This is a genomic window from Dactylosporangium sp. NPDC051485, from assembly GCF_040682015.1.
Classification (GTDB): Bacteria; Actinomycetota; Actinomycetes; order Mycobacteriales; family Micromonosporaceae; genus Dactylosporangium.
In genome coordinates this window covers 1-12,099 of record NZ_JBFAZW010000089.1, presented here as the reverse complement: position 1 = coordinate 12,099, position 12,099 = coordinate 1, and the positions used below count along the sequence as shown (strand labels likewise).

The 12,099-nt window shown below is 69.4% G+C and carries 9 protein-coding genes and 2 pseudogenes; 7 read left to right on the top strand and 4 right to left on the bottom strand.

All coding sequences use genetic code 11. The features are described from left to right. Positions 1-612: 612 nt before the first annotated feature. The 4 genes and pseudogenes from AB0M46_RS37440 to AB0M46_RS37425 all read left to right on the top strand — a co-directional run bounded on the left by AB0M46_RS37440 (position 613) and on the right by AB0M46_RS37425 (position 4,887). Positions 613-1,614 (top strand): metallophosphoesterase, encoded by a 1,002-nt coding sequence (locus tag AB0M46_RS37440; protein ID WP_363344144.1) that lies wholly within the window; start codon positions 613-615, stop codon positions 1,612-1,614. An 81-nt stretch (positions 1,615-1,695) separates the two neighbouring features. Beyond that, a pseudogene (locus AB0M46_RS37435) lies at positions 1,696-3,368 on the top strand (carbamoyltransferase C-terminal domain-containing protein). Next, positions 3,365-4,231: a PHP domain-containing protein gene (locus tag AB0M46_RS37430; RefSeq protein WP_363344142.1), complete on the top strand. Its 867-nt coding sequence runs from the start codon at positions 3,365-3,367 to the stop codon at positions 4,229-4,231. The pseudogene AB0M46_RS37435 and the gene AB0M46_RS37430 overlap by 4 nt, the downstream one beginning before the upstream one ends. Then, a complete protein-coding gene (locus tag AB0M46_RS37425) occupies positions 4,231-4,887 on the top strand; it encodes a Sua5/YciO/YrdC/YwlC family protein (protein ID WP_363344140.1) in 657 nt (218 codons plus the stop codon). Before AB0M46_RS37430 ends, AB0M46_RS37425 begins: the two co-directional genes overlap by 1 nt. 121 nt (positions 4,888-5,008) lie before the next feature. Here AB0M46_RS37425 and AB0M46_RS37420 read toward each other — a convergent pair whose 3' ends face one another. The 3 genes and pseudogenes from AB0M46_RS37420 to AB0M46_RS37410 form a co-directional block, all read right to left on the bottom strand. Beyond that, entirely contained in the window at positions 5,009-5,821 is an 813-nt protein-coding gene (locus AB0M46_RS37420; protein ID WP_363344138.1) for a phytanoyl-CoA dioxygenase family protein, read from the bottom strand. 311 nt (positions 5,822-6,132) lie between these two features. Beyond that, positions 6,133-6,975, bottom strand: coding sequence for a class I SAM-dependent methyltransferase (locus AB0M46_RS37415; RefSeq protein ID WP_363344136.1), 843 nt, complete (start codon positions 6,973-6,975; stop codon positions 6,133-6,135). Between the two features lie 44 nt (positions 6,976-7,019). Further along, a pseudogene (locus AB0M46_RS37410) lies at positions 7,020-7,442 on the bottom strand (transposase family protein); the annotation flags it as partial. A gap of 157 nt (positions 7,443-7,599) precedes the next feature. Between AB0M46_RS37410 and AB0M46_RS37405 the strand changes: the two are divergent. After that, entirely contained in the window at positions 7,600-9,537 is a 1,938-nt protein-coding gene (locus AB0M46_RS37405) for an ABC transporter ATP-binding protein (RefSeq protein ID WP_363344134.1), read from the top strand. 22 nt (positions 9,538-9,559) lie between these two features. Then, positions 9,560-11,314 (top strand): ABC transporter ATP-binding protein, encoded by a 1,755-nt coding sequence (locus AB0M46_RS37400; RefSeq protein ID WP_363344132.1) that lies wholly within the window; start codon positions 9,560-9,562, stop codon positions 11,312-11,314. Between the two features lie 244 nt (positions 11,315-11,558). Here the strand turns inward: AB0M46_RS37400 and AB0M46_RS37395 are convergent, their stop codons facing one another. Continuing rightward, entirely contained in the window at positions 11,559-11,747 is a 189-nt protein-coding gene (locus tag AB0M46_RS37395; RefSeq protein ID WP_363344130.1) for a hypothetical protein, read from the bottom strand. Positions 11,748-11,823: 76 nt separating this feature from the next. Between AB0M46_RS37395 and AB0M46_RS37390 the strand changes: the two genes are divergently transcribed. Then, positions 11,824-12,099: transposase (locus tag AB0M46_RS37390; RefSeq protein ID WP_363344129.1), on the top strand; the 276-nt coding region annotated here is incomplete at its 3' end.

Below are 12,099 nucleotides of genomic sequence, written 5' to 3'. Positions count from 1 at the left end.
CCGGTTCGTGGGGAACGACATCACAGCGTCGTCACTACGATCGTCATCGACCGGCGATCCGTCACGTTTGCCCGCGTAGACCCGAGCGCCCGGAATGAACAACGGACACGACGGACGTCGAAAATGCGGCATCCGGAGCGCACCAACCCCCGGCAGATCCCCGTCGACTCCCCGTGTGGCGCCTCGGCAGTGCGATGAGGCGTTCCGCTCCAGCACCTTCAGAAAACCCGGTGACGTCGATGAATGTCAACCCCCATACGAGGAACAAAATCGGCGCCAATGCCACTTGGCACCAACCGCAAACCTTCCGCACCTGGCTTGCGAGCAGCCGCGGATCCCCGTATACGACCGGCGCGAGCATCGCGCGGCCGCGGCGGCACGGGCGCCCGGGATCGGCGCCGGGGGTCACGGGCGCACCAGTCCGTGCCATCCGGATCCCCGGCTTCGTGAATACACTGAGCACTGATGCGCGTCCGGGCGCGGACGTCATCCCGGGGTACCATCGATCGACTGCAATCAAACCGATGCGTTCGGTGTCACCGCGCCGATCGATCGCCGACGTTCCCCGGCATCCCCTGACCGTGCCATTCACCGGCATCGCTGAGGAGTGACATGACAACGTCCACTGCCGACGACACGACACTGCGTCTGGTCCAGATCTCCGACACGCACCTGTCACGCTGGGACGGCCCGCTGCGGCGCAACTTCCGCGCGATCGCGGCGTTCGTGAATGACACGCTGTCACCGAATCTCGTCGTCCACGCCGGCGACTCGGTGCTGTCCAATCCCGACGCCGAGGACGACTTCCGCGCGGCCAAGGACCTGCTCGGCCTCATCCGGGCCCCGATGCTGTTCATCCCGGGCAATCACGACGTCGGGGAACCCTACGAGCACACATGGTGGACGGCGACGGACGAACGCGTGGCCCGGTTCCGTCGCCACTTCGGCCCGGCCCAGTGGCTGCACTGGTTCGGCGACGTGGCCCTCATCGGCATCAACAGCCAGGTCTTCGGCACCGGACTGGCCGAGGAACAGCACCAGTGGCAGTGGCTTTCCAACATCGCAGCCGAGGTCGAAGGGCGTGCGATCATCCTGTTCCTGCACAAGTCCCTCTGGACCGGATACTGCGGCAGCGACGGCCGGCAAGGCGCCGTCGACCCGGCCGACCGGGATCGCATCCTGCACATCCTGAGCGGGTCACGACTGCTCGGCGTCTCCAACGGCGACGTGCACCGATATCGCAAGACCTGGCTGGGCGAACAGTTCGAGATCTGGGGACCGTCGACCGCCTTCCTCGTGCACCGCGAGGAGACGCAGAAGCTGCCGACCGGGCTGGAGCAGTTGGGCGTCGTCCTGTTCGAGGTCACCGGCGAGCAAGTGAAGACCACCTTTCAGACGACACCCGGCCTCGAGGAGGTCGAAACCGGCGGGTTCCCCGAGTCCGCACTCCTCCGCGCCGAGCTCCGGGCCGCGATGGAGCTGGCCGAGGCCGACCCGCACGCTGACGCCGCCGGGAAACCGTCCGCCGCGCCGACCCGCGCAGACCATCGTCGCCGGTCACCATGCGGAACCCGTGCAGGGGTGGACACGTTGCCAGAGATCGACAAAGCTTGATGCGGTGACAGCTCCACGCCGCACGTCTGCGCTTCACGTCGAAGTGTCGATTTTGGCAGCCACGGCTCACGGGGAGAAACCATGATTGTGATAGGCCTCGCGGTCGGCCTGCGCCACGACGCATCGGCCGCCCTCGTGGAGGATGGGCAGCTCGTCGCGCTCGCCGAGGAGGAACGCTTCATCCGCCTCAGGCACGCGAAGGAACAGGTGCCCGTCGAGGCAACCGCCTACAGCCTGACCACGGCCGGCATCACACTGTCCGATGTGGACGTCTTCGCGACAAGCTGGCTGTCCGACGCCTCCGCCGACGTCCAGCTCGACATGGTCGGCGGCCTGCTGGCGCACCCGTATTTCGCCGGCGCCCGGCCGCCCCGATGCGAGCAGGTGACACACCCCATCGCGCACGCCGCCGCGGCCTGCCACACCTCCGGCTTCGACGAGGCCGCGATCACCAGCACCGACGGTGTCGGGGACCGCATCGCGACACTGCTCGCCCACGGGCGAGCGGGCACGATCGAGGTGAAACGGCACTGGCCGATCAGCGAGTCGCTGGGAATGTTCTACCTCGGGCTGACCCGCTACCTCGGCTTCAAGTGGGGCCAGGAGGGCAAGGTCATGGGCCTGGCCTCCTACGGCACGCCGGACGAGAGCTGGATGCCCTTCGCACCGCACGACGACGGCGGTTATCACACCGGCCTGGCCCCCCTCGGACAGGAGCAGCCGAACTACGGCCCGCCGCTGATCCAGGCGTGGATCGCCCGCCTGAAGGAGCGCTACGGAGCCGCCCATCCGGAACGGTTCCGGTACAACGCCGACACTGCGCGGCTCGAGCCCGACGTCGACACCGGCGCCGCCGCACGCGCGGTCGCAGCGACGGGCCAGCACGTGCTCGAACAGGCACTCCTGCACATCGTCGAACACGCGGTCCGCGATTCCGGTTGCCACAACGTCGCGCTCGCCGGCGGCGTCGGCCTCAACTGCACCGCCAACGGACTGATCGCTCAGTCGCCGTACGTCGACAAGCTCGTCGTCTTCCCCGCCAGCGGCGACGGAGGCACCAGCGCCGGCGCGGCCCTGGCCATCGCGGCCGCAGCCGGCGAACGGAGCGGCCAGGCGCTCGCCTCGGCGGAGCTCGGCCCGGAGTTCACCGACGATCAGATCCGCGACGCGCTGCACGCCCGAGCGGTGCCCTACACCGTCGTCGACGACATCGCCGACACGGTCGCCGAACTCATCACCGACGGTCAGGTCGTCGGCTGGTTCCAGGGCCGGGCCGAGTTCGGACTCCGTGCCCTCGGGCAACGATCCATCCTCGCCTCGCCGCTAAAGTGCCCGATGCACCACCGCGTCAACTCCGTCAAACGCCGTGAGCAATGGCGACCACTCGCCCCCAGCATGTCCGCAGCGGCCGCCGAGAAGTACCTGATCAACCCCGGACCGTCGCGATTCATGCTGGCCGCCTGCCAGGTGCGCGAAGAGATGCGCGACGAGATCCGGCCGTCGTCCACGTCGACGGCTCATGCCGGCCGCAGGTGCTCGACGAGGAATCCCCGGCCCCGTACCGCCGGCTGCTGGACCGCCTGGCCACCCGCGGCCACCCGCAGATCGTCATGAACACCTCATTCAACCTCGCCAACGAGCCGATCGTGCACTCACCGCTCGACGCGCTGCGCTCGTTCTACGGCTCCGGCCTCGACGGCCTCGCCATCGGATCGATGCTGGTGCGCAAGCCGACCGGACACGGCACCGAATGAGCCAGCCGGAACCGGCCGCTGCTGACGCCACCGGACCACCCGCCGACGCACACGTCCACAGCGAGTGTTCCTGGGACGCGCCGTACGCGTCGATGGAACAGGCGTGCCGTCGCGCCGCCGAGCTCGGCCTGCCGTCGATCGCGCTCACCGACCACGCGGACTTCACCCCGCGCCGCATCGCCGACGCCGCAAAACCACAGGAGTGGAAGCGGCCGATGATCGCCGACCGGGTGCTCACCCCGCCGCCGCTGGACGTCGCCCGGTACCTGCGGAGCATCGAAGCCTGCCGGGAACGATTCCCCGGCCTGCGCATCGTGTCCGGAATCGAACTCGGCGAACCGCACCGTCACCGGCAGCGCGCTGCCGAAGTGCTCGACGGCACCGGCTTCGAACGCATCCTGGCCTCCGTGCACACGCTGCCGGGCGCCACCGGCGCCACGACCGTCGACGCAGCATTCGAGGCCGAACCTCCGCACCAGGTCGTCCGGCGGTACCTCGCCGAGGTGCACCGCCTGACGCTGGCCTTCACCGGCTTCCACGTCCTCGCCCACATCAACTACGCCGCCCGGTTCTGGCCCCAGGCGGCGGGCGAACACCTCGTGACGGACTTCGAGGAAGACTACCGCGCCGTCTTCGCCGTCCTTGCCGCCACCGGCAAGGTGCTCGAGGTGAACACCAATGTCCGGTTCGACCAGCACCTGCTGCGGTGGTGGCGGCTCGAGGGCGGCCAGGCGATCGCCTTCGGCAGCGATGCCCACCGCCCTGAGCAGATCGCCCGCGGCTTCGCCGAAGCGTCCACGCTCGCGGCGACAGCCGGATTCCTGCCCTCCGGCGGCCCCGGCGATCTGTGGATGCGCCGCTGATGGCCGCCGTGGCCGTCCTGACGGCGACGAACCCGGCAGCACTTGACGCGGCCGGCGACGTCATCGACGCCGGCGGCATCGTCGCGATGCCGACCCGGCGGTGGTACATGCTGTGCGCCGACTCCGGCAACGAGCACGCGTGCGGCAGCATCTTCGCCGGCAAGGGCCGCCCCATGACCAAACCCCTGGCACTGGTCCTGCCCACCGACGAGGCGGTCACCGACCGGTTCGTCCTGTCACCGGCCGCCCGGCGGCTCGCCGATCGGCTCTGGCCGGGCGACCTGGCCCTGCGGTTGCCGTGGCGGCGCCCCGACGACGCCGGACGCCGCCCGTGGCTCGGCGCCGGTCCCCCGCTGGTCACCCGCGAGCCGGGACTGCTCGGTGCGCTCGCCGGCCGGGTCCGCAACCCGATCGCCGCGGCGGTCGTCAGCCGCAGCGACGGCCGGACGCCCGAGCAACGCGCACCGGCCCTCAGCGCCGCCGCCGTGCTGGCCTTCGCCGACGCCTACGCCGCGCCGATCGACCTGCTCGTGGACGGCGGCGTGTGCCCGCTCGGCATCGGGCTGACCGTCGTGGACTGCACCGCCGAACCCGTCGTCGTACGGGCCGGTGCCGTGCACGAACGGGCCGTCGAGGCGGCGCTGCGCGACCCCTGATCGATCGTCCACCAGTTCGTCCGCTTCGCCGGTCGGTCGCCGAACGTGGTCCAGGCACCGCCGCGCTCCACGATCGCGGCCACGAGATCCGAGCATGTGGCGAGCACGCCCGGAGGCGCTCTCACATCGCCAGCAGCCCGGCGTCGCCATGGACGACCGGCGCGAGTACCTCGTCCCGGAGACGCACAAAGCGTTCGGTGTCGGCGTCGGCATCCATCACACACCGGTCCGTGCGCACCCGGATCGCCAACGAACGACGCGACTCCGCAGATCGGTTCGGCCCGCTCGCGTGCAGCATGTCGCGGTGATGCATGGCGAAGCCGCCGGCCGGGACCACCGCCGCCGCCTCGCTCCAGTGGAATCCCTCCGGCAGCGCCAGACCGGTCCGTTCGGGGTCCAGGTCGGTCTGGAAGAGGTCCGCACGGCCGAGTGGGCCGAGACGCTGGGATCCGGGCACATAGCGCAGCGGTGACGCATCAGCCGACACAGCCGACAGCGCGAGCCACACGGTGAAGATGTCACCGTGCCAGTACGGCGCGAAGGGGCCGTCCTGATGCCAGCCAATGTTTCCGACCGGCGCCTCATCAGTCGGACGCTTGATGAACAGGTCCACGGCCCACACCTGCAGCGCCCGCGCCCCCGTCACCGCGGCCACCAGCGACCAGACACCCGGATGCATGACCAGCCTTCGCAGCACATGGCTGCAGTTGTGCGGCTCGGCGATCTTCACGAGCCGCTGCGGCCCGTCGCCCCGCTCCCGCTCCCGCTCCCGCAGTTTCGGCGCCATGCCGGTGTCGGACTCACCCGCGGCAACGGCCTCCGCCGCCGCCGTCGACTCGTCGAGGAGGTCCTGTGGGACGACTGGTGGCGTCAAACAGAATCCATCGTCTCGATAGTGCCGGCGGAGCACTTCCACGTCGATGACATCACGCATGAGTGATTCCTTCGCAGAATAGCGTCACGCTACAGCAGCGGCATCCGAGTCACACTGCCCAGTGTTGAGGCGTGACGGGCGGGCACAGCACCGATCGGCGCCGGACCGGCACACCGACGCGCAGTCCGATGTCCCCAGCGCCCTAACAACGGTAACATTGATCATCATGAAGCGCTGACCGGGATCGACTTCCATCAGTTGCCGATCCGCGAGGAGCGCGCACCGTGCCGCCCATCCAGATCGTTGAGGGGCGCCGTGACGACATCCGCCGACGGCCAGCCGTCCGCCGCATGACGGACGACCGGGTCGATTCAGTCGCGAGACGGCTTCTGCCAGTACCAGATCTCGGTGTCCGGCAACTGCTCGGAGAAGACTCCCTCGGGCGACTCGGTGTGCAGCAGCGACCGCAGGTCGCGCTCGAACTCGTCGCGCCGCTCGCCGAAGAGGTGCGGGGCCGAATCGGAACGGGAGAAGACCCACGCGACGATGTCGTCCGGGCTGCGGTCGACCACAGCACCGGACGGCACATGCAGACGCTGGTACCCCACGAACCCGGCACCCTCGATGATCGCGCGTTCGCCGCTCTGGGTGCCGTGCTGCAGGACGCCCTGCCCGGCCCGGCGCACCTCACCCAGGTAGGTCCGCACCACGGACGCGATCGCCGCGAACGGCGGCGCCGGATGCGGCAGCGGGGCCGGGTCGGCCCGGGGCTCCTTCAGGTCGCTCAGGTGAGCGAAGTACCCACCCGGCTCGATCATCTCGAACGCGGCCGCGGCGACCCGCTCCCGGTCCGTCCAGTGGAACGACTGGGCGAAGAGCACCGCGCGGAGGACACCGAGCCCGGCCGGAAGGTCCTCGGCGCGCGCCTCGCTCCGGCTCGCGTTCTGCACACCGAGCCGCTCGGCCCGCCGCTGCGCCTCGACCAGCATGTCCGGATCGGGATCGACGCCGACCATCTCGGCGAAGTACGGCGCCAGCGCGAGCGTCGCCAGCCCGGGTCCGCAGCCGACGTCCAGGAGCCGGCCTTGACCGCGCTGGCCGAGCTTGTCGGCGAGCAGCTCCGCATATCCTGGCGCGTATGGCAACCGGCCCTGTTCGTAGTAGGCGGCGCTATCGTTGAACAGGGTCTGATCCCACTGCCAACCTTCGGGCATCTCCACTCCAATATGGGTTTGGGCTAATTGAGTCTTTTCCAACCTCATCCGCGCCGCTCTTCGATGTGTTGAAGGACGAGGATGGCGGCGGTCAGTGCGGTGGCTTGCTGTGGGCAGCAGCGCAGCCTGCGTAGCAGACGCCAGGTCTTGAGGGTGGCGTTGGCGCGTTCGCCGATGCCGCGGATCTGGTTGTGGCTGTGGTTGCAGTCCCGCATCCGGGAGAGCAGGTCGCGGCCGTAGTGCGGGACGCCGACAGCGCCGCCGGCGCCGCGGTAGGCCTTGTCGGCCAGGGTTGCGACCGCGGCAGCGGTGAGCGCGGCGATGATGCCGTGGGCGCGGGCGGCGGTCGGGTCGTGGGTCGCGCCGGGCAGGGCCGGTGACAGCCAGACGAGTCGGCCGTGCGGGTCGGCGAGGACCTGCACGTTCACGCCATGGCGTTTGTGCTTGCCGGAGTAGTGGGGGCGGTCTTTGCCCCGGCACTACCGAATAGTTACGAGGCAAATGCGCGTTCATGCTGTATCGGCTATTGACGGAAGGTGATGTTGGCCGGTGCGCTGCGTTTGACACCGATATCGAGGTTTGTGAGGATGCAAGGTAAGTGCGCGACCACGTACGGGGGGCGCTGTGGGTGATGTCGGCGCAGCGCGAAGTTCGCTGCCCAATCGTGCTTTCCGTGGCATCATCAACCGCGAGCGGCAGCGGCGGGAGGCGGCCGGTCAGCTGGTCCTGCTCGCGCGTCAGGCGGGTGGCGTTCTCGTCGGTGGGACGCTCGCCCTGCATGTTCTTTGTGGCCTGGCGCCGGTGGCCTTCATGGTGGGCATCGGCATCGCACTGCAGCACCTGGCTGCGGGTGGCGACCTCGACGCCGCCGGGCGCTGGCTCGGCTTGGCGCTCGGCGCGTTCATCCTGCAGCAGTGCCTCGCACCGCTGCAGCTGCTTGCGTCCAAGGAGATCGCCCGGCGGATCGACCACTATTGCCTGACGCGTTTGGTCAGCTTTGTACTGCTGGACGCGCCGCTGGCGGTGATCGAGCGTTCCGACGTCGCTGACCGGCTGAGCATGGTCGGTGAGGTCTTCGAGCAGTGGACGTTCACACCCGGGGCGGCGACCGAGGGCGGCCTGGCGCTGGTGGCGCGGTATACGCAGCTGTGCGGTGCGGTCGTCATCCTGGCTGTCACCTCCGGCCCGTGGGCGGCTGTGACGGCCGCCGTCATCGCTCTGATCATTCGCCGTGGCCGTTCCGAGGCATTCTTCCACTGGGGCCGGCTCAACAAGCAGTTCACGCCGCTGAACCGGCGTGCCACGTATGTGCGGGAGCTGGCCACGAGCACGCGTGCCGCCAAGGACATCCGCACCCTCGGCCTCGTCAGCTGGGTGGGCGACCGGTACACCGCCGAGGCGGGCGGACTGCACCGCACGCTGTGGTACTGGCGGCGCCGATTGTACGGCCGGCCGTTCGTGCTCTACACCGTCCTGGCTATGGTGGGTGCCGCCACGGCCCTGGTCATCGTGTCCCGGACAGCGGGCGGGGGTGCGCCGGATCCGGCGGAGGTCGGCGCGACGGTCATGGCGGTGCAGGCGCTCGCGCTGTGCGCGCGGTTCGGCATCGTGTTCCAGGAGTCTGACATCAAGATGGTGTTCGGGCGTGTCGCCTGGGAGGCGCTGCTGGAGATCGATCAGATCGCCCGCGATGCCATCGCCGAGCAACGGCGGTCCGGGGCGAGGGCCGGCACCGGCGTGCGGGTCGAGCGGGCCCGTTCCGGCATCCGCTTCTGCGGTGTCCACTTCGGTTACCGGCCCGACCAGCCGGTCATCGACGGGCTCGACCTGGAGCTGCGGGCCGGCACGTCGACCGCGATCGTCGGCGTCAACGGGGCCGGCAAGACGACCCTGGTGAAGCTGCTGGCAGGGCTGTATCGCCCGGACGCCGGCGTCGTCACCGTGGACGGCCACGATCTGCGCGACGTTGACCCGGCGGCGTGGACCAATGCGATCGCGGTGACGTTCCAGGACTTCATCCGCTATGAGACGAGCCTGCGTGACAACGTCGCGATGAGCGCGATCGGTCACCGCGACGACAGCGCCGGCATCCTCGCGGAGCTGGAGCGGGTCGGGCTGGGCGATCTGACGGCCGGTCTGCCGGCAGGGCTGGAGACCCCGCTGACCCGCGCGCTGCCCGGTGGTCGTGAGCTCTCCGGCGGGCAGTGGCAGCGCCTTGCCATGGCCCGGTCGTTGTTCGCCGTGCGGCACGGCGCTTCGGTGCTGGTGCTGGACGAGCCGACCTCGCAGCTCGACGCCCGCGGCGAGGCGGAGTTCTACGACCGGTTCCTGGACCTCACCCGCGGTGTCACCAGTGTGATCATCTCGCACCGGTTCTCGTCCGTGCGCCGCGCCGACCGCATCGTCGTGCTCGACGGCGGCCGGGTCACGGAGTCCGGCAGCCACAACGAGCTGGTTGCGGAGGGCGGCATCTACGCGCGCATGTTCGCTGTGCAGGCGCGCCGCTTCGAGCATGCCGGCGCCGAGGGTGGACCGGCCGGGAGGGGACCGGACCTTGACTGAGACGCTGTACGGCCTGCGGTACATGTTCGTGCTGGGCTGGCGGCTGGACCGCGGGCGTCTGCTGGCCGGTGCCGGGATGCTGCTGCTGGCGGCGCTGGCCACACCTGCGGTGGCGGTGAGCCTCGGCTGGCTTGTCGACGGCGTGGCGGCCGGGCAGCCCGACCTCGCCGTGCGGTGGGCCGTGGTGGCTGCCGGCGCGCTCGGTATCGAGCTGACGCTGGACAACTTCGCCCACATCTACTACTTCGAGCTGTCCGAGCTGACCGATGAGCAGCTCAACCGCGACCTGATCCGGCTCGTCAACGGCACGAGCCGGCTGGACCGCCGCGACGACCCCGCGTTCGGTGACCGGATCGACCTGCTGCGCCAGGATGTGCTGCAGATGCGCATGACGGTCCAGTCGGGTCTTCAGCTCGGCGCGATCGTGGCCCAGGTGCTGTTCACGACCGTTCTGCTGGCCACGCTTTCGCCGGTGCTGCTGGTGCTGCCGATCGTCGCGCTCGCGCCGATCTTTCTCGGCCAACGGGCCGAGCAGATTCTGCAGGTCACCCGCGAGGAGCAGTCGCCGACGACCCGCTCCATCCGGCACCTGCGGCTGCTGACCACAAATCCGGCCAGCCACAAGGAGATTCAGATCGCGGGGAGTGCGGCGTATTTCGTCGCCCAGCAGGACCGGCTTCTGGGGGCCTACGGGTCTGCGATGCGCCGTGCGCAGGGCAGGCATGCGTTGCTGATGGCGGGTGGGCAGGTGCTGTTCGCCCTAGCGTACGTCGGCTCGGTGCTGTGGGTCTACACGATGGGCCGCCGCGGTGAGGCCAGCATCGGAGACGTCGTGCTGGTCGTGTCGCTGGCGACGCAGATCGGCGCGCAGATGGCCAGTGGCCTGGACCTGCTGGGTGTGGTGCACCGCTCTGCCGCCGGCGTGCGCCGTTTCTTCGCGCTCGAGCGGGAGAACAGTGCGGGGGCCGGCCCCGCGATGGACACACCGGCTCCGGCGTCCGTCGGTGACGGCATCTGCCTGGAGGCCGTCGGATTCACGTATCCCGGCGCAGCCGCGGAGACGCTGCACGACGTCGACCTGCGGTTGCCGGCGGGTCGCTCGGTAGCCCTCGTCGGGGAGAACGGCGCGGGCAAGAGCACTCTCATCGCGCTGCTGCTCGGGCTGTATGCGCCGACCCGGGGCAGGCTGCTGGTCAACGGAGTCGACCTTGCCGAGGTGTCGCCCGAGCTGTGGCGGACGCGGGTCGCAGCACTGTTCCAGGACTTCGCGAAGGTCGAGTTGTCGTTGCAGCACAGCGTCGGCATCGGCAATCTGCCGGAGGTGGAGTCGCGTGAGGCTGTCGGCGTCGCCGTCGAGCGGGCCGGCGCCGATGTGCTCGCCGAGCGCGTGGGCGGCCCGGACGCGCTGCTGGGGATGGCTTACGGCGACGGGCAGGATCTGTCCGGCGGGCAGTGGCAGCGTGTCGGTTTCGCCCGCACGCTGATGCGGACGAGGCCGCTGTTGCTCGCTCTGGACGAGCCGGCTTCCGCGCTGGACGCCATGGCGGAGCAGCGGCTTGTCGACGCGTACCAGGCGATGGCGAAGGAGGTGGCGGTAATGGTCGGCGGCGTGACGCTGTTCGTCACGCACCGGCTGTCGACGGTGCGCCTGGCCGACCTTGTCGTAGTGCTCGACGGCGGCCGCATCGTCGAGCAGGGCACGCACGACGAGCTGGTGGCGCTGGACGGCCGGTATGCGCAGTTGTACGCGAGTCAGGCCCGTGCCTATGCGGACTGATTGCGGAAAAAATGACGGCGCGAACTAAGCCATTGTCGTGTGTCGATGGATGAGATTCGCGGCCCAGTTTCATGGTCAGCGTGGCGGTGCTAGGGTGATCGTGGACTTTCAAGTGCACTCCGGGCGTCGAACCGTCCCGTGAGGCATCCGGGTCTTCGGCAACCATTTCGCCACTATTCGTGAGCAGGATTGTGTCGTTCGGCATTCCCGCAGGGGGATTTCAAAGTCGATCAGGACTTGTTGATCAACGTTTGAGGGCTGCGGCCAGCACCGGCAGGATCCGCATCCGGTCCGCGGCGATGCTCTCGGTCAGGCGCTTGACCTGGGAGACCCGCGCCAGACGGAACAGACCGAGGACCAGGTTGCGTAGGATCGCCATGGTGTGCGGGCCGTTGCCGATGTACGCGCCCTGCTGGTCCTCGCCGAAGACCACGTCGCCTGGCCAGTGGACGAGATTCTCGATGCCCCACTGGCCTGGAGTGTTGCGGGGTTGAGTCCGGGATGAGCTGATGGCGGCGTGGCAGCACGCCGCGGTACCCGCCGCGGGCGACACCACCGCCGCGGCCCGCCTCGCCGAGGCGTACACCGGCTGGGACACCGCGATCGACGCGATCGACGAAACCCGCAGCAAGCAGATGGCCATGCCCGGGCTGAAAGAACCGGCGAAGAAGGCCCTGGCCACTCTGGACGGGGAATGGGCCGGCCTGATCGCGCACCGCGACTACCCGATGATCGGGCTGGACAACAACCGAGCCGAACGCGCGATCCGTGGCCCCGTCGTCACC

Excerpts from the sequence above, each read along its gene's own strand:
- AB0M46_RS37440 (WP_363344144.1), top strand. The coding sequence starts at position 613 with ATGACAACGTCCACTGCCGACGACACGACACTGCGTCTGGTCCAGATC.
- AB0M46_RS37430 (WP_363344142.1), top strand. The coding sequence starts at position 3,365 with ATGAGCCAGCCGGAACCGGCCGCTGCTGACGCCACCGGACCACCCGCC.
- AB0M46_RS37425 (WP_363344140.1), top strand. The coding sequence starts at position 4,231 with ATGGCCGCCGTGGCCGTCCTGACGGCGACGAACCCGGCAGCACTTGAC.
- AB0M46_RS37420 (WP_363344138.1), bottom strand. The coding sequence starts at position 5,821 with ATGCGTGATGTCATCGACGTGGAAGTGCTCCGCCGGCACTATCGAGAC.
- AB0M46_RS37415 (WP_363344136.1), bottom strand. The coding sequence starts at position 6,975 with ATGCCCGAAGGTTGGCAGTGGGATCAGACCCTGTTCAACGATAGCGCC.
- AB0M46_RS37400 (WP_363344132.1), top strand. The coding sequence starts at position 9,560 with ATGTTCGTGCTGGGCTGGCGGCTGGACCGCGGGCGTCTGCTGGCCGGT.